The sequence below is a fragment of the Enterococcus sp. DIV0724b genome (assembly GCF_050531475.1).
In the GTDB taxonomy this organism is placed as follows: Bacteria; Bacillota; Bacilli; order Lactobacillales; family Enterococcaceae; genus Enterococcus_L; species Enterococcus_L haemoperoxidus.
Map to the genome: position 1 here is coordinate 657,156 of NZ_CP172890.1, position 23,243 is coordinate 680,398.

17 protein-coding genes are annotated in these 23,243 nt (G+C 35.5%); 10 read left to right on the plus strand and 7 right to left on the minus strand.

Annotated elements, in window-relative coordinates:
- Positions 1 to 11 precede the first annotated feature (11 nt).
- Positions 12 to 2,267, plus strand: coding sequence for a vWA domain-containing protein (locus tag IGJ02_RS03080; protein WP_430603255.1), 2,256 nt, complete (start codon positions 12 to 14; stop codon positions 2,265 to 2,267).
- Positions 2,268 to 2,296: 29 nt separating this feature from the next.
- On the opposite strand, the gene IGJ02_RS03085 is transcribed toward IGJ02_RS03080, so the two are convergent.
- Entirely contained in the window at positions 2,297 to 3,169 is an 873-nt protein-coding gene (locus IGJ02_RS03085; protein WP_430603256.1) for a helix-turn-helix domain-containing protein, read from the minus strand.
- Between the two features lie 257 nt (positions 3,170 to 3,426).
- Between IGJ02_RS03085 and IGJ02_RS03090 the strand changes: the two genes are divergently transcribed.
- From IGJ02_RS03090 to IGJ02_RS03110, 5 genes are all read left to right on the plus strand, one after another.
- Positions 3,427 to 5,880, plus strand: a complete 2,454-nt coding sequence (locus IGJ02_RS03090; protein WP_430603258.1) for a SpaA isopeptide-forming pilin-related protein — start codon at positions 3,427 to 3,429, stop codon at positions 5,878 to 5,880.
- A gap of 121 nt (positions 5,881 to 6,001) precedes the next feature.
- Positions 6,002 to 6,190: a serine-rich class II lanthipeptide gene (locus tag IGJ02_RS03095; RefSeq protein ID WP_139844071.1), complete on the plus strand. Its 189-nt coding sequence runs from the start codon at positions 6,002 to 6,004 to the stop codon at positions 6,188 to 6,190.
- Between the two features lie 241 nt (positions 6,191 to 6,431).
- Entirely contained in the window at positions 6,432 to 9,545 is a 3,114-nt protein-coding gene (gene lanM / locus IGJ02_RS03100; protein WP_430603259.1) for a type 2 lanthipeptide synthetase LanM, read from the plus strand.
- A gap of 12 nt (positions 9,546 to 9,557) precedes the next feature.
- Positions 9,558 to 11,702: a peptidase domain-containing ABC transporter gene (locus IGJ02_RS03105; RefSeq protein ID WP_010760348.1), complete on the plus strand. Its 2,145-nt coding sequence runs from the start codon at positions 9,558 to 9,560 to the stop codon at positions 11,700 to 11,702.
- Between the two features lie 156 nt (positions 11,703 to 11,858).
- Positions 11,859 to 12,482 carry a recombinase family protein gene (locus IGJ02_RS03110; RefSeq protein ID WP_010760349.1) on the plus strand — a complete coding sequence of 208 codons (624 nt, stop codon included), beginning with the start codon at positions 11,859 to 11,861 and terminating at the stop codon, positions 12,480 to 12,482.
- 189 nt (positions 12,483 to 12,671) lie between these two features.
- Here IGJ02_RS03110 and IGJ02_RS03115 read toward each other — a convergent pair whose 3' ends face one another.
- The 3 genes from IGJ02_RS03115 to IGJ02_RS03125 form a co-directional block, all read right to left on the minus strand.
- Positions 12,672 to 13,721, minus strand: a complete 1,050-nt coding sequence (locus tag IGJ02_RS03115) for a chitinase (protein WP_010760350.1) — start codon at positions 13,719 to 13,721, stop codon at positions 12,672 to 12,674.
- Between the two features lie 21 nt (positions 13,722 to 13,742).
- Positions 13,743 to 14,327 (minus strand): lytic polysaccharide monooxygenase, encoded by a 585-nt coding sequence (locus IGJ02_RS03120; RefSeq protein WP_010760351.1) that lies wholly within the window; start codon positions 14,325 to 14,327, stop codon positions 13,743 to 13,745.
- A 265-nt stretch (positions 14,328 to 14,592) separates the two neighbouring features.
- The gene (locus IGJ02_RS03125) at positions 14,593 to 15,438 is read right to left on the minus strand and encodes a helix-turn-helix domain-containing protein (protein ID WP_010760352.1); all 846 of its coding nucleotides are present in this window, start codon (positions 15,436 to 15,438) and stop codon (positions 14,593 to 14,595) included.
- A gap of 447 nt (positions 15,439 to 15,885) precedes the next feature.
- Between IGJ02_RS03125 and IGJ02_RS03130 the strand changes: the two genes are divergently transcribed.
- The 4 genes from IGJ02_RS03130 (at position 15,886) to IGJ02_RS03145 (ending at position 19,180) form a co-directional block, all read left to right on the plus strand.
- The gene (locus IGJ02_RS03130) at positions 15,886 to 16,626 is read left to right on the plus strand and encodes an acyl-ACP thioesterase domain-containing protein (protein WP_010760353.1); all 741 of its coding nucleotides are present in this window, start codon (positions 15,886 to 15,888) and stop codon (positions 16,624 to 16,626) included.
- Between the two features lie 142 nt (positions 16,627 to 16,768).
- Positions 16,769 to 17,602, plus strand: coding sequence for a DUF72 domain-containing protein (locus IGJ02_RS03135; RefSeq protein ID WP_430603261.1), 834 nt, complete (start codon positions 16,769 to 16,771; stop codon positions 17,600 to 17,602).
- A gap of 33 nt (positions 17,603 to 17,635) precedes the next feature.
- The gene (locus IGJ02_RS03140; RefSeq protein WP_430603262.1) at positions 17,636 to 18,475 is read left to right on the plus strand and encodes a Cof-type HAD-IIB family hydrolase; all 840 of its coding nucleotides are present in this window, start codon (positions 17,636 to 17,638) and stop codon (positions 18,473 to 18,475) included.
- Between the two features lie 183 nt (positions 18,476 to 18,658).
- The gene (locus IGJ02_RS03145) at positions 18,659 to 19,180 is read left to right on the plus strand and encodes an HAD family hydrolase (RefSeq protein WP_430603264.1); all 522 of its coding nucleotides are present in this window, start codon (positions 18,659 to 18,661) and stop codon (positions 19,178 to 19,180) included.
- A gap of 112 nt (positions 19,181 to 19,292) precedes the next feature.
- Here IGJ02_RS03145 and IGJ02_RS03150 read toward each other — a convergent pair whose 3' ends face one another.
- From IGJ02_RS03150 to IGJ02_RS03160, 3 genes are all read right to left on the minus strand, one after another.
- The gene (locus IGJ02_RS03150; RefSeq protein ID WP_430603265.1) at positions 19,293 to 20,876 is read right to left on the minus strand and encodes an ABC transporter; all 1,584 of its coding nucleotides are present in this window, start codon (positions 20,874 to 20,876) and stop codon (positions 19,293 to 19,295) included.
- The gene (locus tag IGJ02_RS03155) at positions 20,869 to 21,633 is read right to left on the minus strand and encodes an ABC transporter ATP-binding protein (protein ID WP_430603266.1); all 765 of its coding nucleotides are present in this window, start codon (positions 21,631 to 21,633) and stop codon (positions 20,869 to 20,871) included. Before IGJ02_RS03155 ends, IGJ02_RS03150 begins: the two co-directional genes overlap by 8 nt.
- Positions 21,634 to 21,761: 128 nt before the next feature.
- Entirely contained in the window at positions 21,762 to 23,114 is a 1,353-nt protein-coding gene (locus IGJ02_RS03160) for an aspartate kinase (protein WP_010760359.1), read from the minus strand.
- Positions 23,115 to 23,243: the final 129 nt, after the last annotated feature.

The window sequence follows — 23,243 nt, forward strand, 5'->3', positions numbered from 1 at the left end:
GGAATGCTGTTTTGAAGAAAAAAATACAACTAAGATTTTTGAAATGGATCATGCTTATTTTTTGCTTGATTGGTTCTGTATATGTCGTACAAACTTCATTATTATACACGAATGCACCAATTAAAGCCGCTAAAAAAACAGAATTACAACCTGGACAAGTAAGATTAAGTAAAAAGGCAGAACCTGTAGCTGGTATGGTCAATCAATGGGATATCACACTGCGTATTGAAGGACGTAACCAATTTCCACCGCCCCCAACAGATATTGTTTTGATCGTAGATACATCTTGGAGTATGCATGAAAATGACCGAATGACCAAATCAAAAGCTGCTGCTGAAAAATTTGTAGACTTGGTTTTAAGAAAAGATTATGTGAATAGAATTGCCCTTATTTCATACAACACAGTAGTGACAAATTATACCTTTAATGAAGCTGGTTGGAGCGATCAGTTTGTCGATTCAAAACATAAACAATTATTGATCGATAAAATCAGAGAACTCGAACCAGTGGAAAATGGAGGAACCTTTACTCAAGCTGGAATCAAATCTGCATCAGAAGTGATGTCTAAAGCAAAGGGAGAAAAAAGGAAAATCGTTTTAATCTCTGATGGGGTACCTACATACAGCTATCCGCCAACGGCACCATATAATCAGCTAATAGGTATGCAAAAATTTGATTACTTACAAAATGGATATGACTACTATGAAAGTGTGAAAACAATTCCCAAAGAAAATTTTAATTACGACTATGTCAACAAAGAGGGCGGTAATTATTATGGAAACGGGGCGAAATACCGTATTGGTGCATTTTATCCAGAATATGAACAAATGCCACCAAAATCAAAAAATCGCTTGATGGCGAACCATGCCCATAGCGCAATAGCGGAAGCCACGATTACTAAAAATGAGAAAATGTCGAACGGTGAGCGGTTGATTGATGATTTTTACACAATTGGTGTGGATATGGATTCTACCTCTCAAGATGATGAAGTGGTCACTGGAAATCAAACGATGAAAGAAATGGCTTCTTCAGTAGATAAAAGCTTTTCGGCAACTGCAGATAATCTGGAAGATATTCTCAGCGGTATTGCAGGAGAAATCGTAGGGGCCATCAAATCAGCATTTGTTGTTGATCCAATGGGAGCAGGGTTTGAAATGGAGGACAGTGTCACGTCTACTCAAGGAACCACTGAAATTAAGAATGTTCTTGGCAGTCCTACGATTAACTGGAATGTAGGTGCACTCAAAAAGCCAGTCTCAAATGATCCTGATGAAGATGTTATGTTTGCTGAAATTACGTATCGTCTCAATGCCGAAAATGAGATTTTAAAGCCAAATATTATGGATGATAATGGATTAGCAGCAACTAATGGGAAAACAACTATTGTTTATAAAGACTACAATGACTCGATGAAACAAGCAGAGTTTCTTGTGCCAAAAGTGAAACCGATCATCGTTAGTTTACAAAAAAAATTGCATAATGAAAATGGAGAAGAGATAGAGAATCAGACAGAATTATTTGATTTCAACTATGGAAAAGATCAATATACAACAAATGATCAATTCTCACTTCATGCAAATAACATAAAAAAAATAGTCCATCCATGGAAAGCCGATCAGGATTATTTTGTAGAGGAAACTTTAAAAGAGAAGCAAGAATATGAAACATCAATAGATATTAATGGCTTAGTCACTCTGGGCAACAAAAGCAAATTTAAATTTTCCGCAGATGCTAATACACGTGCCCATCAGCAAATAATTGTTACGAATAAGAAAATATCCGAAAAGAAATCAGTGATTCTGCACATTCGGCAAAGTGTGCTTAAACCAAACTCGGAGTTAGTCATCCCTTCAAAAGGGTTTTATCGAGCCGTTATAGATGACTCCGATCAAAAATTAAATTTGAATTCTAAAAGTACAACGAAAGACACTTCAACGGAAGTATCAGAAGAACTTTTCGCTCAATATGAAATCACATTGACCAAACAACAAAAACAACTAAAAGTCACTGATTTAATACCAGAATATTATAGAATAGTTGGATTTATTGCTACACCAACAAACGATAACTTAAACGTAACGCATTTATCAACCAACACATCAGCATTAGTGAAGAGTAACAATGTTGTGTTAGATTATCAAAAAAATCATGCGTATTGGGTAACGATGTTCATTGAACCTAAATTGGGGAAAGATAGTCATGGAGAACTCGTTACTTCACCCAGACCTTACAGTTGGGATTATAAAGTAAATACGTTTGGACAGTAATTAGTAACGATTAAAAAAACAAATAAAGGTCAATAAAGTGTACTTTTATTTAAAATTTTTTTATATTCATTTACTGTTTCCTGATAGTTTAAGTTTTCTAAAATAGAAAGATACTTAGTAATGTGATCGCTAACAGGTAGTTTTTTATCCGCTACTTGAGCAATCTCGTAATTTAAATTTGCAACAAGCAATTCAAATAGGCGGTAATCAGTTTGAGCATTTTCCTTTGCCAATGTTGAAAAAAACTTAGTATTCTCATAATCTTGGTAATTTAGACATAAGGAAGAAAGATTTAGATAAATCCTTAATTTGATTTCTTGATACTGTTCCAGTGTGCTAAGTGAATCGATTTTTGTCCCGACTAAACTTCCTAAAGCAATTGCTTCATGAAGTTCAAAACAATATAAGGAATTATTCAAGAGCTTTAATTCATAGAGGTACCATTTGTCGATACCAACTAGGTAATGTTTGATTGGCTGCATCAATTTTTTTGACGATTCAAAAGCTTTAGGGTCAGTCTCTCCTTTATTCAAAAAAGCCATGGCTTGAGTGACCAAGTTTAGGTGGAAGTATTTTTTATTGTGTGTCATTGTATAGATTTCTTGCGTTTCTTTGATAAGTGATTCAAATACTGGCTGATCTTTTTTGAAAACAGCTTGACTTAATTGATGGTACAAATTATTTTCTGGTGGAAAAGACTCATGATCAAGTAAATCCAGAAATTCTTCAACAGAAATAAAAAGTTTTTCCAATATCATTAAAAATTTGTCAAACGATGGCATACTGACATTTGTCTCAATTAAATAATAAGTTTGTCTGGTCATGATTCCATCATAGATGTCCTTTTGACTAAGACCTTTGTCTTGTCGTATTTTTTTTAACAATGTTCCATAATTTTTCAAAATAGTTCTCCTCTCTATCGGTATAAAATAATTTACCTAGTGAAAAAATTTATAATACTTATGTTATTATAGCAAAAACATTAAATAACTAGTTGTAAATGAAAAGAAAATTAAATTAATTTTTGTTTTTTTTTGAAAATATATGAAATATGAGAGGAGTTGGGTGCAATGATCAAATTATTTATTTGGTTTATCACATATTAAATTTATAAGCCAGCAGAGTCAAAAATCAAAATTTTTTGGGGGAGTTTTATTGTATGAAACGGAAAGTTAGCTATTTATTTTATTCACTTGTTTTAATTTTATTAACAATCAGTGCCTTAGGAACGAAGAAAGTTGAGGCAGCAACAGAGAATAATGGATCATGGTCGACAACATCCATTACGAGTAACCAAGCAGGTAATACGCTGTCGAATATACAAAAAGGATATTCTGTAACACCCAAAGCAACTCCAAGATTCTTTATTCCAGTATTACGTGGGGGCATACAAATAATTAAATCTGATGAGCACACAAAAGCGAGATTATCAGGCGCTCAATTTACGATTTATGATCGTTTTAACCGTGCTGTTCAAGTCATTCAGACAAACTATAATGGTATTGCTGAGACGAGATCATTGCCTCTTGGTTATTACTCGGTCCGTGAAACGAAAGCACCAACGGGTTATCAGTTAGAAAAAACGCCAATGTACTTCAACATTTTTTTACCAGGGCAATTTATTTGTTTAACTAAATGCAATATCCCTTTACCGAGTCCAAAAGGGAGTCTTAAAGTCATTAAAAAGAATGAAAGTAATCAACTTTTAGCTGGTGCTGTTTTTGATGTTTACAATGCAAGCAATCAAATTGTAGGAAGAATTACTACGAATGCTAACGGTGTAGCATCATTAGGGAATCTTTCATATGGAACATATAAGCTAATCGAAGTTAAAGCACCAGATGGTTATCAACTAGACTCGACACCTAGATATGCCACTATTTCTTCAACTGGCGTAGTGACTATCAATGTAGTGAATAAAAAAGTAGTCACAACAGGTGATTTGGAAATAATTAAAAAAGATGAAAATGGTAAACCTTTAGCTGGAGCTGGGTTTATAGTTATGAATAGTGATAGGGTTTTAGTTGGGCAAGTGACCACGAATGCTAATGGAATTGCTGTAGTGAAGGACTTACCATATGGCAAATATACGGTAGTTGAATATATAGCGCCAAATGGCTATGAACTCGATACAACAGCCAAACAGGTTACATTATCTAAAACCGATCCAAATGGTAAGGCAAGTATTACTGTAGTAAATAAAAAACAAATCACAACTGGAGCGCTTGAAGTTATTAAAAAAGACGAGACAGGCAAACGATTAGCTGGTGCAGAATTTGAAGTTCGAGACAAAAACGACAAAGTTGTTGGTAAAATCACAACGAATGCTAACGGAGTTGGGACACTGAAAGATCTACCATTCGGTCAGTATCAGCTTATCGAAACGAAAGCGCCAGAAGGATATGAATTAGATACAACACCGAAAACAGTCGTAATCTCCAAAGGTGATCCAAATGGTCTAATTAGTGTAACTGTGGAAAATAAAAAAGAAAAAACAACAGGAATGCTTGAAATAGTGAAAAAAGATGAATTCTCAACGGTACTAGCTGGTGCAGAATTTGATGTGTATAACGCCAATGATCTACTAGTTGGCAAAGTCACGACAGATGCAAATGGTATTGCTCATCTAAATGATCTACCTTACGGAATATATAAATTGATCGAAACGAAAGCACCAAAGGGATACGAACTAGACACAACACCAAAATTTATCACACTCTATAAGAATGATCCAAATGGCAAGGCTACAATTGACATCATCAACAAAAAAATAGAATTACCTGTTACAGGTTCATTGAAAATCATTAAATTTGTGAAAGATTCAAAACCAGTCGTCTATTTACCGGGTGCAGTCTTTGAAGTCTATGACAACAATACGCAATTAGTCGGCACATATACAACGAATGATAATGGAGAAATCCTTTTAAATAATCTAGAACCAGGTAAATACTATGTAATCGAAATTCAAGCACCGCCTGGCTATGAACAAGATTCAACATTTTATGAAGTAACGGTTGAATCTGGGAAAATAGCTGAAATTAGTCATGCCAATATTAAGAAAGAAAACTTAGGTGGTTTGAAAATCACAAAATATGCAAAAGATGAAGATGGTTATGAAACAGATACCGTTTTACCGAATGCAGAGTTTGAAGTAACTGACTCAGCTGGCAATAGTCATAAAGGAGTTACAGATGTACAAGGGGAGCTCTTCTTTCCAGATTTACCTGCGGGAGAAGCCACAATCAAAGAAACGAAAGCCCCAGATGGCTATGATCTTGATGCCCCAGTACAAACTAAAAAAATCGTAGCAGAAGAAATTGCAGAAGCAATTTTTTATAACAAACCAAAACAAGAACAAGGTCGTGCGCTAGTTTATCTTTCAAGTAATGATACAAAGCAAGGACTAAAAGGTTTGGAATATAACATCACTTGTACTAAAGGTACAGCTTTTGAAACGACAGTAGTATCGAATACTTTTGGCCAAATCAGTATTTACTTGGCCCCAGGAGAATACGAAATCGAACCCATGGTAAGAGGGTATTCAAAAGAAGCTACACCGACAAAATTCAAAATTGAAGCGAACAAATTCACGGTTATCAGATTAACAATTTAATCTGATTCAGTGAAGAAAAATTGTTTTAGGATAGATTGCCTAAACAACAATCTATTTTAAATAAATGATAATAAAAGTGCACATTTTATTATCCAAAAAACATTTAGGAGGAAAACACACTATGAACAAACAAGCTGAGAAAAAAGTTGGAAAATCTTTCGAGGAATTAACACCAGAAGAAATGAATAAGGTACAAGGGAGTTTCTTTGGATGGAGCTGGTCTTCATCATCATCGTCATCATCATCAAGTAGTTGTTATTCTACAAGATGTAGTTATAGCTGCTGCTCTTCAAGATGTTGTGGATGGTAATCTAAAATAATCAAGTTGAGCCCGGGACAAAACTAAAATTCAGTTTTGTTTCGGGCTTTATATCCGAATAAACGATGGTAAAAAGTAGACTATACTTCGTTTAGATCATATCAACTTCTAAGAGCTGAACCTCTAAGCGATGAAGGCCTTCTTATTTAACGGAGCTAAACGTTTTTGTCTAAACCATACTTGTTTTTAACGAAAGAAATTTTACATAATAAAAAGAGAAAAGGAGTTTGACATGAGTCTTAAAAATCTAGCAAAAGGCACATCGATCCGACAACGATACGATGCTCTAAAAGAATATTATCAACAAAAGCATATGACCTGTCCTGAAAATCAACGTGAAAATTATAAAAAATGGCGCAAGCGTCCTACGACTGTGACGGATGAGCGATTCAAAGAGATTTTGGACTCATTAGAGTTAACAGAAGAGGATTTCGGTTTAGCAATAAAAGAATTAACGACACAAGAAAAAGAGTATATTGCTACAATAATTTCTAAAGAGCAATGGGTGCAGACTACGAAGCTGATTTTATCACAAGAAGATCGCTTATCTGAAGATGTTTTCGATGAGGAAAAGGCGAATTTTACGTATTCTCTACGTCTGCATATTGATTACTTTGAGAAACAATTACAGCAAATAATAGCTGAATTTCCAACACTTAAGATTCATCCAACCGCTTTAGCAGATTATATCGGTGAAGTGATCAATCGTTTTATGGACATAGGATTACGGACTTTTGTGTACGACTTACATGTAGAAAAAGAAAAGATATCTTTTTCAGAATCACTTGATGAAAAAGAAGGGTTTAAACAATACTTGATCAATCGTTTTGATACACGAGAAAAGCTGATTGATTTTTTTGATCACTACCCAGTCTTAACTAGACTTTACGCAGAAACAATCGATTTTCAGCTTGCCAATTTCCGAGAGTTGATGCAAGCACTTGCTGAAACTGAAACGGATCTAAACCAAGTTTTCCAAGTCGAAAGACCTATTTGTTTAACTGGCTTAAAAATGGGAGCGGGAGATTCGCATGACCAAGGAAAATCGGTAGCGATCCTAACGTTTGGTAATGGAGTCGATGTTGTTTATAAACCCAAAAATTTGATGATTGGTGCGCGGTTTGATTCTTTTGTACAAGAAGTCAATACGATGGAACCAGCATTTGATTTTTATTTAACCACAAAAATAGTAAAAGAAAATTATACATTTGAAGAGCGCCTGATTTATTCAGAATGCTTAACACAAGACGAAATCACCCATTATTACCGTCAATTTGGTCAAACGGTAGCTTTAGTTTATTTATTGAATGGGAATGATTTTCACTTAGAAAATGTTCTTGCCTTTGGAAAATATCCAGTTTTGATCGATCTTGAAACGATCATCCAAAATCATTTTCCAATGCCGGACAGTGAAAATGCAATCGTGAAAGTAATGCAGGAAAATGGTGAATCTGTCGTTATGAGCGGCTTAGTGCCAATCTATTTGTTTGAAGAACGAGCAGAAGCAGATGTGGAAGGGGCAACAAAAGGAATTCAGTTGAGTGCTCTTAGCGGTGGAGAACAGAAATTACCTTATAAGGTCTTGAAACTAATTAATTTCGATTCGGTCAATATGCAATTTATGTACCAAGAACATATCACGGATGCAGCTGAAAACATTCCTTTATTTAATGGTGAGAAAGTTGATTTTGTCCCGTACATCGACACGATCATTGAAGGATTTAAAGAGTTTTCAGCATTCGCTATGGAAAATAAGGAGACATTGGCTCATTTAGCAGAAAAAACATTTTCAGATTGTCTAGTTCGTAATGTGATCAAAACAACGCAAAGTTATGGTGATTTATTAGATTACTCGACACATCCTACCTGTATGATCGATTATATCGAACGTGAAAAACTCTTTGAAAATCTATGGATGCACGGTTATTCCAATTCAAAACCTGTTCCTTATGAAGTACGTGATATGTTGCAGCATGATGTGCCGATTTTCTTTAATCCAACAAGCACAAAAGATCTGATTGCTAGTCAGGGTGAGATCATCAAAGATATGTATCTAGAAAAAGCTATCGACCTTGAAGTGTTGCGACTAAAAAATTATTCAAAAATAGAAGAAGACCAACAATTAGATTACCTAAAAACCTCGTTTGGTTTGTATCATTCGACCGATTTACAGAAAAAAACAATTCCACTAAAAGAACAGACGCATCAAGTAAACTTTTTGGATGGCGCGCTAGCAGTTGGAGAAGCTGTTCTTGATGCTGCATTTCTTGGGGAAGATTCGATTGCGTGGAAAGATATTGAAGAAACGTCACCTGATAACTATGTTGTGAATGTCATGAATGAAAATTTTTATGACGGAATTAGCGGGATGTATTTATACTTTAGTGAGTTATATCATGTTACGAACGAGCAGAAATTTCAAAAACCATACGAGTTGGCAGAAGCATTAGTATTGAAACTTGAAGAAGACTATGTAGACAGCGTTTCAGCTTTCTATGGCTCATTTGCCGCAGTGTATCCGTTACTTTATAGCTATAGTTACACTCATAATCTTAAACTACTAAAAGCGGCTGAATCGATTGCTGCACACTATATGACAAGTTACGAAAAAGAGAAAATTGAAAGTTATGATTGGAATGGCGGTACCGCATCAATCATAAAAGTATTTGTTCATTTGTATCAAGTGACAAAAAAAGAAAGATACGTGGCCTTTGCTAAACAACTTCTTCTAGATTTAGATCTTACTAAAATCACGCAGGGCGGTTTTGCTCATGGGTATTCCGGTGTGATTCATGCGGCTAATAGTTTGTTAAAAGTTGAAAAAGATCCCGAAATCACGCTATTGATCAAAAAATGTTTAGTCAAAGAAAGAACGACTTTTGATCCTGTCCAAAAAGGCTGGCTAGATCTTCGACCAACACCTCCAATGGTCAATGATTTATGGTGTTACGGTTCAACAGGAATTGGGTTGGCGTATTTAGATTTGTTAAAGAGTGGTTTTGAAGATTCTCGTTTGGCTGAAGAAGTTCAAATTGTAGCAGAACGATTGATTCAACAGGAAAAAAGAGATGATTGCTTATGCCACGGAAATTTTGGCGATTTGGAATTCTTGATTGAGTATGGAAAAACAACATGGGCAACACAACAACAAAAGGAACATATCAAAATGAAAGTAAAAAATGCGTATCAGAAAATTCATGAAGAAAATTATATTTTTGAAGGTCTGCCAACAATTCCGAAATATGGGTTATTTACAGGTTTGTCAGGCATCGGTCATCAACTTTTACGGATCCATGATGCCAATCAGGCAGCAGACATACTAACATTGGCATTACCAATGGAATAAGGGGGAATCAGATTGACTAAAAAAGTGCCATTTACTGAACAAAGTGAACATAGTGAATGCGGGCTAGCTTGTACAGCAATGGTTTTGAACTATTATGATGACAATGTAACGCTAAGCCATCTTCGCGATGTGTACGGTGTTCCTAAAGGTGGGAATACACTGACCAATCTAAATCAAATTTTATTGGATCGCGGGATCGAAACAAAAGCAATTCGAGTGTTAGATCTAGAAATCTTAGAGGAACAAACCACACCAACAATTTGTTTCTGGGAAGAGCGGCACTATGTTGTACTAGAAAAATTAACAGCAAAAGAAGCAACGATCCTTGATCCAGCAAGTGGACGGAAAAAAATCAAAAGAGCCGAATTTCAAGCAAGTTTCTCTAATATTGCGTTGATTCTAACAGATGTTGATGTTACGATCACACAACGAAAGAAAAAGAAAAACGCAACTTGGACGATTTTAAAAGATATTTTAAGCGATCAAAAATCAAAAGTTGCGCTATTTATTGCTTTAACACTTTTGATCCAAATGGTGACAATTGCAATCCCAAGACTAACCCAAACAATCATTGATAATTCGAATATTGCCGTTTCAAATATCTTTCAAATCGGTTCAACGATTATCATTCTATTTATTGCGTATTATTTATTGCAAGTTGCTAGAGGTTTAGTTTTGATCGTTTTGGAAAATCTATTCGATTTAACTTTGATGAAAGCGTTTATGAAAAAAATCATTCATTTACCATTACGATTTTTTGTAAACCGTTCAACTGGGGATTTGATTTTTAGAGCCAATCTTAGTGTGATAATCCAGCAAATCATGAGTCAACGAATGTTGACGATTTCGGTGGACTTTCTGTTTGTATTTATCTATCTGATTTTAATGGTCAATCTGTCATTGAATTTAACGTTGATTGCGATATTTGGTGCATTTACGATGGGGGCAATTTCAGTCGTCAATTCCAAACGAGTACAAAGTATCACCAACAAAGAACTGATCGCCCAATCTAAAGTACAGCGTATTTTAGTAGAATTATTTGAAGGGATGGAAACGGTCAAGTCATCTGGATCTGAGAATCAATTCTATACGAAATGGCGTAATGAATTCAAAAATCAGATCATGTTGCGAGCAGAGAAGAATCGTTTTTCAACTTGGGTCAGAACGATCCAAACATCGATTCAATTTATTTTACCGATCGTGCTGATTTATGTGGGGCTGTTTCAAGTTACGAAAGGTCAAGTAACATTGGGAGAACTTATCAGCTTTAATGCGTTATCAGGAGCATTTATTGCACCGATCGTGACGGTCTTTGATTCTTATACAGAATTTTTACTGTTGCGTTCTTATTTTGGCAAGTTAAATGAAATTTTAGAAGCTAAAGACAATCCACGCCTGGCGATCGAAGGGGAAAAAATTTCGACAATCGATTCAGTGGATGTTGAAGATGTTTCGTTTAAATATAGTTATTTCGAGGAAGATATCTTGCATTCTGTTTCCTTCCAAATAGAACGTGGGGATAAAGTCGCAATCGTTGGTAAAAGTGGTTCTGGTAAGAGCACACTCTTAAAATTACTAGCAGGGTTATACGATACAACTTCAGGACAAATTAAATTCAATACGATCGATCTAAAACAAATCGATGATGCTTCATTAAAAAGCTGCATCAGCATTGTTAATCAAAAGCCGACGATTTTTAACGCTTCTTTATATGACAATATTGTCTTGAATCAAGAAGATGCAACAGATGATCGCGTAGAACAAGCAATTTTTGATTCAAGAGTTGATGAAATCATCATGAATTTACCTTTAGGCTTGGAAACCCAAATTTCTGAAGGTGGAATGAATTTATCTGGCGGGCAAATGCAACGTATTTCTATTGCGCGGGCATTGGTAAAAGAAACAAGCTTACTCCTAATGGATGAGCCAACAAGTTCGTTAGATAATATCTCGGAAAACTTTATTATGAATCGTTTAAAGACCTACGATTTTACCTGCATCATTGTGGCTCATCGTTTAAATACGATCAAACATTTCGATCGTATAATAGTGATGGATCAAGGAAGAATCGTTGAAGAAGGAACACATCAAGAATTATTAGCTTTAGAAGGATATTATCATTCAATCTATTTTGATCCAATGAATATCGCAGAATAAATGATCGGCATCCAGTTAAAGCATTTATTCGGACTTTTTGAGGCTGCTATAGAACTCAAAGTGTTATGTCCTGGTTTAAGTACTAAATCATCAAGGTTTGAAGACTTCGGAAATAAGCATGTCTGTTTCAACTTCGAGAATAAGGGGGAGAATAAAATGGCAGTTATTGGCTATATGCGCGTCAGCACTCATTATCAAAAATTTGATTCTCAATATCAAGCATTGAAAGATTATGGTGTCGATAAAATTTTCAAAGAATATGAAAGTGGACGTAAAAGCTTTCGGAACGAATTGAATAAAGCATTGACAATTTTGAAACCAGGCGATACATTTGTGATTTTTAAACTAGATCGGTTGGCTAGAGGAACTAAGCAATTGTTAGGTTTACTAGAAGAATTTGATCGACGAAATATTCATTTTGTCAGTATTGAAAACAGCATAGATACTTCTACTCCAATGGGGCGATTCTTTTTTACGATCATGGGAGCATTTGCTGAAATGGAAGCCGAGTTGATTCGTGAACGTGTTTTAGCAGGGTTGAGCGCAGCTAAAAAAAACGGTGTTATTTTGGGTCGCCCGCCACTTGTCAATCAAGTTAATGAAGCGCTGGAGCTATACCATAACACCGATATGCCAACAGAAAAAATTTCAAAACGTTGTGGTATTTCTACCTCAACGATTTACCATCATTTAAGAAAAGAGGGCGTTTATCGAACAAAAAATACAACTGATGTGTTGCACAGCAGTAAAGTATTAGTCAGTAGTGGAGAAAAGAAATAGAGTAAAAGTAGGCCGAGACAAAAGCGTTTAGCTCCGAGAAATAAGAGGGAATTCACGAAAATTGCTTTTCAAATTTTTGAGAATTTCTGCTTATTTCCGAAGGAGCTGCTTTTTTCTCGCCGTTTATTCGGATTTAGAGCGCGAAACAAAACTGTTTTTTAGTTTTGTTTCGCGCTCTTTTTTATTTACTTATTGTAAAATTCGTGCATATCTTGTAGCAAATTCATTGTTGTAAGCTACGCCGTTTACGTTGGTGCCAACATCCCAGTTAGCAGACCAAGTCATCAAGCCTTTGATTGGATTTCCATCTTTAGCTAGTTGATCAAGCGCTTTATAGACAGCCGTTGGATCAATCACATAGCCACTACCGGCACCATCAACATTGGCAGGAAGTCCAAGAACAAGTTTGTCATTTGGAATCTTTAAGAATGTCCTTGTACCATGGATCATAGAGTCAGACATATAATAAAGAAACTCATATTTCAAAGCATCGTTGCTTTGTGGAATCCATTTATTGATTTCATCCACCCAAACACCATCGCCGCCTTGATTATATAACTGTGGTGCAATGTAGTCATAATAACCTTCTAAGGAAGTAATGTATTTTTCATAAGCACCACCTGGTTTTAGGTAAGGAAATTCAGGCGCCATTGTGATGATGAAATTTTTCCCTTGGGCTTTGTAATGTTCTTTAACTTTTTTCAAAGCAGTTGGGATCACCGTTTGGTTATCACCTGCTGTAATAGCGGACTGTTCTAGATCAATGTCCAGTCCATCAAAACCATAAGTTTCTACTTGACGAATGATCTCATCAGCAAAAGCCTGTTCATCTCCAGATTTTAATTGGATATGAGCATCAGCACCACCTAGCGCAAGCAAAACAGCACGACCTTGACTGTTGAGCAGGGCCACATCTTGACGAAAAGCAGCATCTGTTTTGTTATATGGAGCGAATGTTGGGATTCGGTTGACACCGTCACTTTTCATGAATGAAACGGGTACTACATTATATGCTTTATTCACGTCTGCTAATGAAATATTTGCAGATGTTCCTTGTTTGTAACCATCTCTGCCTTTAGAAGCCCAATTATGCCAATAGCCGACAAGAACTTTTTTATTCGCTACACTGACCATTTCACTAGCAGAATCAGCGGCTTCAACAGGTGTTGTTGCAAATAAACTACCAGCAGTAATACCTGAAAGTAGTAAAAAAGCAGGGATCAATTGTTTGATTTTCATGTATTTAGCTCCTTTCAGTTGTTATTTTACATTAACATCGATTGCTTGATAAAAAGCATTTGTTGTGTCGTAAACGTTCCAAACAGCATAAATCACATGATAGCCTTTGCGATCGCTAGGAACAGTAATTGTATGATTAACAGAAGCTTCAGGAATCGCAGCTTTATCATCGACACGACCGATTAAATCGAAGTTTTTAATATCTAAAGGCTGGTTTGGGTTCCACCCTTGTTTTGTCATATAGTAATCCCATGTAGAAGTTCTGTGACGGGCAGTTAACGTCCAGTTGATTGCAAGAGGGCCTGTTGTAATATCAGATTTATACCAACGATCAGCTGTCTGAACATCTAATGGGTCGAATCCGCTAACGCCTGCACTAGCTAGTTTTCCTGTAATAAATGTATTCTTAGTAGCTTCGATACTTTGAGGTTCCCATTCAGCACGACCAACATTTTTATTTATTTTTCCACCTTGACTACTGCCGAAGTATGCGCGACTTCCTGGCGATGAAACATACCCGTGAGCATGTGTGACCGTAGAAGAAACAAATAAACCTCCTGCTAATAAACTAAGTGTAAGAACGGTTTTGAGCATTGTTTTTTTCATTGTGAATCCTCCTAAAAGTATTTTTTTGTAGCGCTTACAATGGTAAATGTAACATGTTGTTTTATATTATTCAAATGATATGCAACTATTTTCAAAATGATAATTTAGTGAGAGTTTTTGTGAAAAAAGTTCTTTTGTACGAAGGCGTTTGTCTGTTGTGGTTTGTTATGAATAAAATAAAAAAACTCCAAAAGTTAGATTTTCAGGTCTAACTTTTGGGGGTCACTGCAATGCTCTCAAAAGTGTTTTTATAATAACGATTAATCTAACGAGTCAATGTTTTTTCATCATTAGCGATAACTGCTAATAAATTTTGATTGTCATTGAAAGCTGCAAAAACTTTTGCACTATTAAAATCTGGTGCTTTTAGATTTGGTGACTTCATAAATTCATTAAAAGCTGCTTCGTAAGCTAAGAGATCTAGCATATACAAAGATTGATAGGTTTTATTTAGGGCAATTCCTTGAGACGATAAATCAAAAGCTGCAGCATAATCTTTGATCAAAGAATAAAATTTCGCAGTATTGAAGAAAACTTTTGTTGCTTCAATTGGCATTTTGATCGTCATTTTTTTCAACATATCAATGGATTTTTCGTAATAAACTTGTGCTTTATCCAACTCATCGGCCATTTCATAGACAATTCCTAAGCTGTTGACTGAAAGAATTGCATAAATTGAATTTGAATCGCCAAGTTCATCGGCTCTGTAAAAATAAAACAAACTATCGGTTGTATTGTTGTAGCCGAGCAGATTAGTGATTCCCATAAAATAGAACCAGCGTACTTCTAACTCTTTATTTTGAAAATCAGCCACATTGATTGATGTTTCTTTTAACAATGAGTGGGCTTTTTTATGTTCAAATGTATTACACAATTCTTCTACTTGGTTTAATAAAGAAGTTAACTTCTTTTCATCATTATCATCTAAGACACTTTCTAGACTAAGATTTAATCTCTTACAGATTGCATCAAGGATCTCAAGGCTATCACAAACATTTTTATTTTCAATATTACTAACAGTTCCTTGTGTACAAATTCCAGCGGCTAAAGTTACTTGCGACAACTTTTTTTGTTTTCTGACTGTGCGGATGATGTCTCCTTTGATTCTCATATTTTTCCCCTCTATGTCTATGCATTATAGTTCTAGTTTATATAATAGTATGGTATTATTCTTTTGGAATCAACTAATTTTTTTGGAGGGATATACATGGAAACGCTTTTATACTTGTTGAATGAAGTGCTTGGCTATGGTAATACTGGACACGTATAGTGTGAAAAAATTAGTGATTAGAGTTTATTTTTTAACAAATAGGTAGGACTGAAAAACTTTTTAGAATGGAAGAATTCACACTTCTATTTTGAAAAGTTTTTTTTAATATATCCTAAAGATATAGTTATTCCATCATTTTTTATTCTATTAAAGTATATTTTTTTAAGAATTTTTAGTAGAGTGTACACGAACGGAACCAGTACAGATCGTCGTTTTTTTTTTATCATCGGTTTGACATATTATGTTATAATTTAACTAGCTATACAAGCATAAAAAGGAGGAGATCCAGTGGCAAAAAAATTTACGACCCCATATGAAGTAGCTTATTATGATGGCGATATTACTAGGAAAATGACGATTCCGTCAATGTTGGCCGTTGTGATCAAAACGTCTGAAGAACAAAGCGATGCCTTAGATAGAGGAAGCGATTTTGTTGCTTCGTTTGGCCTTGGTTGGGTCATAACGAACTATGAAATCCATATCACACGTTTACCTAAAGTGGGAGAAAAACTTGCCGTGACGACTCAAGCGATGGCTTACAATAAATATTTTTGTTATCGGAACTTTTGGATTCATGATGAAGAAGGTAATGAATGCGTATTGATCAAGTCAACTTTTGTCTTGATGGATAAAGAAAACCGTAAAATGAGCAGTGTACTACCTGAGATCATCGAGCCGTACGAAAGTGAAAAAATCAAGAAAATTTACCGTGGTGAAAAAATTGAAAAGGTAGAAAACGGTGAATTTTTACCTTATCGTGTCCGATATTTTGATATTGATGGAAATCAACATGTTAACAATGCAATCTATTTCAATTGGTTACTTGATGTTTTAGGGTATGATTTTCTAAGTAAGCATGAGCCGACATTTATCAATGTAAAATTCGATAAGGAAGTAGAATATGGTCAGGTCGTAGAAAGCCATTATGAATTGCTTGATACTGAAGATGGAAAAATGACACGGCATGAAATCCGAATTGACGGTCAAACCTATTGTGAAGCAAACATGAAATGGAAAGAAAGCCAATAGGACTGTAGGAGCAAATCATTTTTTGACTGAGACATTTTTTTGTTTTGTCTTGGTCTTTTTTAGTATAAAATAAAAGAGTAATCATTTTAACTATATGTATATAATAGTGGTTTGATGAAAATAGAAAGGATAAACATATGCTATGATTCGATTAGGTTTGACTTCTTTTAATGAACATGATAAATTAACCGGAAAAAAGCGTTCTACATTATACGAATATGCGGGCTACTTACCGCTCGTCGAGATGGATACAGCATACTATGGCATTCCCAAACAAGACTCTGTTAGGGAGTGGACTAAATCAGTTCCTGAAAATTTTCGTTTTGTGATGAAAGTATATAGCGGCATCAGCTGTCAGGGAGAGTGGCAACAGTATTATCAAAATGAAGAAGAGATGGTAGAAGCATTTTTGACAAGCATGGCACCTATGATTGAAAGTGGGAAACTTTTTGCCTTTTTGATTCAATTTTCTGGAACTTTTAGTTGTACAAAGGAAAATGTTCAATATCTAGAAAAGATTCGCCACTGGTTTGCGGGTTTTCCGATTGCGATAGAATTAAGAAATGGTTCATGGTATACGGCTAAATATATTAAACAAACAGTGGGATTTATGAAAAATAATAAGTTTTCATTAGTTGTAGTCGATGAACCCCAGATTCCGACCAATCCAGTACCATTTTTACCTTATGTTACAAATGACCAATTTGTGTTATTTCGTTTTCATGGACGTAATGCTGCAGGGTGGATGGCAAACGACAAAGATTGGCGTAAAAAACGTACTTTATATCGCTACAATTCAGAAGAAATCGCAGAGTTGAGTGAGGCTGTGGAAAAAGTGGCTAATGAGACACAAGAGGTTGGCGTGATTTTTAATAATAATTCTGGCGGCGATGCTGCAGGCAACCTACTAGAAATGAAAGCTGCACTGAAATTGGAATACAAGAATTTAAACCCAAAACAAATGGGCTTATTTTAAATAACATACAGATTCATTTGAGAAAGGAATACCATGATTAAAGCTATTTTCTTTGATATCGATGGTACATTAGTGAACAAAAATGCTAAGGCCTTGGCATCAACTAAACAAGCAATTGCTAAGGCGCAAGCACAAGGAATCATTTGCGGAGTAGCAACAGGTCGCGGACCAGTTCATTTAAGCCAGCAAGTTGATGAATTGAATCTAGACGTTTTTGTTACTTACAATGGTCAACTGGTTTATACAAAGGAAGAAACGATCCGATCAGAACATTTTTCTGATGAAACATTAAAGCGAATTGTGGCATTTTCAGATTCTTACCATCGTCAAATCACGTTCGGCTCAAGACGTAGTATAGAAGGTAGTTCACTTATGCGTTTTGGGCAAAAGAAATGGGCGAAAAAACTGGTTCATTTTTTTCCAAAGCATTTTCCTACACGACTTGTAAAGAATTTGATCAGTCGCTTCTCGATTCATAGAAAGGCACAACGTTATCATGACCTGGATGTTTTAAAAGAACCGATTTATCAATGTGTGTTATTAAGCCCTAAATCAGAGCTTGATTTTTTGTACGAGAAATTACCAGGTTGTAAATTGACAAGATCAAATCCCTATACAGTGGATATCATTCCCAGTGGCGGTTCAAAACTTGTGGGCATTCAAAAATGTGCTGAATACTTTGGATTTAGATTAGATGAGGTAATGGCGTTTGGTGATAGCTGGAATGATTTAGAAATGCTTGACGGTGTTGCTCTTGGTATTGCAATGGGCAACGCAGAAGCTGAGGTTAAAAAAACTGCAAAATATGTGACTGGAACAAATGAAGAAGACGGGATTTATCAGGCATTGAAATATTACGGTGTAATTGTTTAGTTGTGCGGACTAAACTTGCGGAAAAAAATTGAACGTTGTTACTGATGTATTATCTAGCTACTCGGACTATTCTCGTGGAAAAAAGATAAAGTCTGCAGGTGACAGAAAGCGTCACAATATATTTTCCTATTCTCCAATCGAGACTGAACGAGTCCGCTCCGCTTTTAAATTAGGAGGAACCCAATGAAAATCGATAATCCATTTGAAAAAACTGAAGCATTTCATGCAAAATTTGATAATAGAAAACCTAAAACTCCAACCAATTTTTCTGCTAAACAAGCATCAGATCGAGCTGGTTTTAAAGTGGAAGAGTTAGTTGAATTTTTATACGGATCAGCGAACAATGATTCAGAAGTCTTTAACCAATTAGTAAATCAGTTAAAAGTGTCTGTCGATCAAGCACAAGCAAAGGTGCTTGGTAAGCAAAAGAAAGTAACGGACCCTTTGGTGGAACAAGTAGATGCGCTGATTGATCTATTGTATTTCACGTATGGTTCATTTTCATTATTAGGCGTTGATCCAACAGAAATATTTTCCATCGTTCATGAAGCCAACATGGGGAAAATATTTCCAGATGGTAAGCCACACTACCATCCAGTAACGCACAAAGTATTAAAACCAGATAATTGGGAAGCCGATTTTGCACCAGAACCAAAGATCAAAGCAGAAATAGAGAGGCAAACAAAAGCTGCTGAAACGGAATAAACTTATAGAAAACAGTTAGAGCTCAAAACAAAACTGAAAAGCAGTTTTGTTTTGAGCTCTTGCTTTGAATAAACAGCGGGAAAAAAGCAAATCGTTTGTAGAAGAGTAATTTTTACTCAAAATGATTCCAAAAGTTTTTTTGATAATGACGAATCCACAGAAACGTCACGACGACTATAATTGCGAGTACACCTAAATTGAGTGGCCAAAAGGGCAAATACATTGCGGCGAAACCATAAAGTACCAAACAAATCAAACTGCCAAAAATCGAGCCTAACATGGTAATTACTAAGCCGACATTTCCAGCTCCTCGATTAAACAATTGACTAATACTTGTCCAATCTAGCGAGATAAAGCGATAATCTCTTGCAAAAAATCGTAGACAAAGTAGATAGCTACCTAACAATGAACCGGTCAATAAACTTAGGATAAAGAGAAGCGGCAACCGGAACACAATCCCACCAAGCAAAGCAATCGCGCCATTTAACACGGTTTGTACAATAAAGCCAACGAAAAATTTTTGTTTCATATATTTAGACATTGAAATAGGCAAAGACTGTACAAAATTGAAATTTTCCTGATCAAGAGAAATTAGATTACTGATAAAAGAAGTCTGATTGATCGTCATCCATGTTAAAGCAATTCCGGCTAAAAAGACAACACCAATAAAACGAGAATCCAAATGACTTAAATTCATTGAACCGCCAATCGCAAACGTCACTATAAAAATGACAGGCATCAGTAAAGAATTAGACAATACTTGCATAATTAAATTGGGTTCTTTCAATAACTGCGTATTATAACTTGTAAGCAATTGTCCTAAATTTTGATTAGCTTTATGTTTTTTCCGACCTGTACCTTTGGCAGTGGTTGAATCGGTCAATTGCTCATAAAATTTTGGCAGAATCAAGACTTTGATAGCCAACATCAACACTAAAAATAAGGCAATCAATCCAACGAAACTGAGCATACCTGACATAGAAAAGGGGTTAGATACAATATGGAACAACGGCAATAAAAGGGCAATAGGATGACGATCTATTTGGCCTGTTTGAGTGTCAGAGCTTTGTCCATTCATAAAAACAATTCCGACAATTGCAATCGTCATTGAAATACCTAATAACAAACTAGTAACGACTTTTTTATGTTCTTTAAAAAATTTCGTTCTTGTTAATCCAAAAACAATCAGACAACAAATAGCGAAGACTGTTGCTAAGACTAACAAAAAAAGTAAAATTGCTAGAACAATTGCGAGTGGTAGAAAAATGCCAGCCCGCCATCCTGTCAATAAAAATACTACAAGCATTGGAAAGACAAAGGGGGTGACCGTTAGCACAACAACTAAGATCTTCGCCGTAAAAATCATACTTTGGCGAAAAGGCAGAGGCAAATAAGCTGGTAAATCCTGACTTTCAAAAAAGACGTTATAAATAACTGAGATTCCTTGTGAAAAAGCCAAAATACTAAACAAAGCTACATAATAAGTAAAGAAACCAGGCATCTGACTGAAATCAATAAGGAACATTGTCATCCCATAGATGACTAAAAATAAAACCCCAGAAAGTAAATATTGATTGACCAGTGCTCGAGTTAACGCTTTTCCATTCTTGCCTTTTCTTCGAGCTCGATCTGTTACTTGAGGATTGGCATAACGTAAGTTGACCCGTGTTAATTCAACCAACTGTGTTTTATTCATAACGATCACCTTCAATATGTGTCAATAATTGTGTATCCGATTGACGTCCCGCCATTTTTAAATAAATTGCTTCTAAAGATTCGTTGGGGGATTGTTCCAATAATTCATTGACAGAACCGTTGTAGATGAGCTCGCCTTTTTTTAATATAGCCAATTGATCACATAACTGCTGTGCAGTATCTAAAGCATGGGTTGAGAAAATCACTGTTTTTCCTTTAGCAGCGTGCGCTTTCATCATTTCTTTTAAATCAAAGGCCGCTTGAGGATCTAAACCTTGCAAAGGCTCATCTAAAATCCAAATATCAGGGTCAGGTAATAATGCACCGATGATGATAGTTTTTTGTCGCATACCATGAGAAAAACTGGCTAAAGTTTCATCTTGATGACTCAACATATCAAATAAAGAAGCAAGCTCATTCAAACGAGTTTGTTTTTGTGTGTTATCAAGCTCATATGCAGCACCGATCAAATCCCAATATTCACCAGCGGTTAGCTGTAAAAATATATCAGGTGTATCTGGAACATAAGCAATTTTTTTCTTGATTGCTTGCCGATTTTCGGATAGGTCTAAATCATCAACCTTGATTACGCCGCTGGATGGTTGAATAATACTTACTAAACTTTTGATTGTTGTGGATTTACCTGCACCGTTATGTCCAAGAAAGCCAAAAATTTCTCCCTGTTTAATCGTCAAACTTAACTCTTTCAAGGCTTGTTTGGTTCCATAAGTTTTACTGACATTCACTAACTCAATCATAATTACCCCACCTTTTCATATTAACTATCTTACTATTATTGTACTCCAATCATTTCACGAATAAAATGCTTTCTATAAAGAAGCACAGAAAACTACTATTTAGAGTTTTCTGTGCATAAATTAGTTAATCAGCTTTTAAAAAATGTTTGATATAATGCCTGAATCGCTTTTGTCTCTTGATCTTCACGAATGCCAAACATAATACTGACCTCAGAAGATCCCTGGTTGATCATTTCCAAGTTGATTTTGTTGAAAGCTAAAGCGGCAGTGCTGTCAGCCATGACCCCAATTCGTTGACGCATCCCTTCACCAACGACCATTAGCATCGATAAACCATGAGTAATCCGCAATTCATCAGGTTCCAGTTCATGTTCTAAACGTTTCATTAATTCTTCTTCGATCTCAATCGTTAACTGACGCTCTCTTAAAATAATCGAAATATCATCAATTCCAGAAGGCATATGCTCGTAACTAAGTCCTAGTTCTTCCAGAATTTGTAGTAAACGCCGACCGAAACCTAATTCTCTATTCATTAAATATTTACTAATGTAAATACTGGCAAATCCTTGGTCACTGGCGATCCCAACTACCGGATCGTGTTTTACTGTTCTAGAAGTGGTGATCAAAGTTCCAGGATGTTCAGGATTATTTGTGTTTTTGATGACCACCGGAATATTGGCACGATAAGCAGGCATCAAGGCTTCATCATGAAGCACAGCAAAACCCGCATAAGCCAATTCCCGCATTTCTCGATAAGTTAGTTCTTTGATCGTTTTTGGCTCGTGAACAATACCAGGATGGGCAACAAAAATTCCATTTACATCAGTAAAATTCTCATAGATATCAGCTTCTACACCCGCGGCTACAATCGAACCAGTGATATCTGATCCTCCTCTGGAAAACGTACAGATATCCCCCGCTTCAGTGAAACCAAAAAATCCAGGAATCACTAGAATCTCTTCTGTTGTTTTAAAGTGATTGATTTTACTTGAAGAAGAAGGCAAAATGCGTGCGTTACCAGGTTCATCTGACACAATGATTCCAAGATCTAAAGGGTTTTTATAACGGGCATTCAAGCCACGTTGTTGGAAAAATGAAGCTACTAATTTAGCATTGTTGTCCTCACCACTAGCCAAAAAAGCATCTAACAAATGGGGATTATCTTCTTTAGGTAAGGTTGCTAAGTTTTGAATCGCTTGCTGAATATTGCCTAAAACTTCCTTACTAATACCTAACTCATCTAAAATCGCTTCATAACGTCCAACAATTTTTCCGATAATTTCAGTGGTATTTTCATTATTTAAATAGGTATTATAGTAAGTAATAAGTAAATCTGTTACTTTAATGTCTTGTGAAGAACGCTTACCAGGAGCTGAAACAACAACAAACTTTCGTGAAGCGTCTTCTTTTACGATTTGTAAAACTTTCTCTAATTGTGCTGCAGAGGCTAATGAGCTACCTCCAAATTTTATGACTTTCACTTTTTTCACTCCTAATTTTAATAGATTTTTCATTATAATAGTAAAAGAATACCGAAATATGGTCTGAAAAGCAACTGTAAAAATGATAATTATTCGTTCTTTTCCGTTTATTTTCAACAAATTTCTTCA

Excerpts from the sequence above, each read along its gene's own strand:
- IGJ02_RS03115 (WP_010760350.1), bottom strand. The coding sequence starts at position 13,721 with ATGAAAATCAAACAATTGATCCCTGCTTTTTTACTACTTTCAGGTATT.
- IGJ02_RS03110 (WP_010760349.1), top strand. The coding sequence starts at position 11,859 with ATGGCAGTTATTGGCTATATGCGCGTCAGCACTCATTATCAAAAATTT.
- IGJ02_RS03150 (WP_430603265.1), bottom strand. The coding sequence starts at position 20,876 with ATGAATAAAACACAGTTGGTTGAATTAACACGGGTCAACTTACGTTAT.
- IGJ02_RS03095 (WP_139844071.1), top strand. The coding sequence starts at position 6,002 with ATGAACAAACAAGCTGAGAAAAAAGTTGGAAAATCTTTCGAGGAATTA.
- IGJ02_RS03120 (WP_010760351.1), bottom strand. The coding sequence starts at position 14,327 with ATGAAAAAAACAATGCTCAAAACCGTTCTTACACTTAGTTTATTAGCA.
- IGJ02_RS03155 (WP_430603266.1), bottom strand. The coding sequence starts at position 21,633 with ATGATTGAGTTAGTGAATGTCAGTAAAACTTATGGAACCAAACAAGCC.
- lanM (WP_430603259.1), top strand. The coding sequence starts at position 6,432 with ATGAGTCTTAAAAATCTAGCAAAAGGCACATCGATCCGACAACGATAC.
- IGJ02_RS03135 (WP_430603261.1), top strand. The coding sequence starts at position 16,769 with ATGATTCGATTAGGTTTGACTTCTTTTAATGAACATGATAAATTAACC.
- IGJ02_RS03140 (WP_430603262.1), top strand. The coding sequence starts at position 17,636 with ATGATTAAAGCTATTTTCTTTGATATCGATGGTACATTAGTGAACAAA.
- IGJ02_RS03125 (WP_010760352.1), bottom strand. The coding sequence starts at position 15,438 with ATGAGAATCAAAGGAGACATCATCCGCACAGTCAGAAAACAAAAAAAG.
- IGJ02_RS03090 (WP_430603258.1), top strand. The coding sequence starts at position 3,427 with ATGAAACGGAAAGTTAGCTATTTATTTTATTCACTTGTTTTAATTTTA.
- IGJ02_RS03145 (WP_430603264.1), top strand. The coding sequence starts at position 18,659 with ATGAAAATCGATAATCCATTTGAAAAAACTGAAGCATTTCATGCAAAA.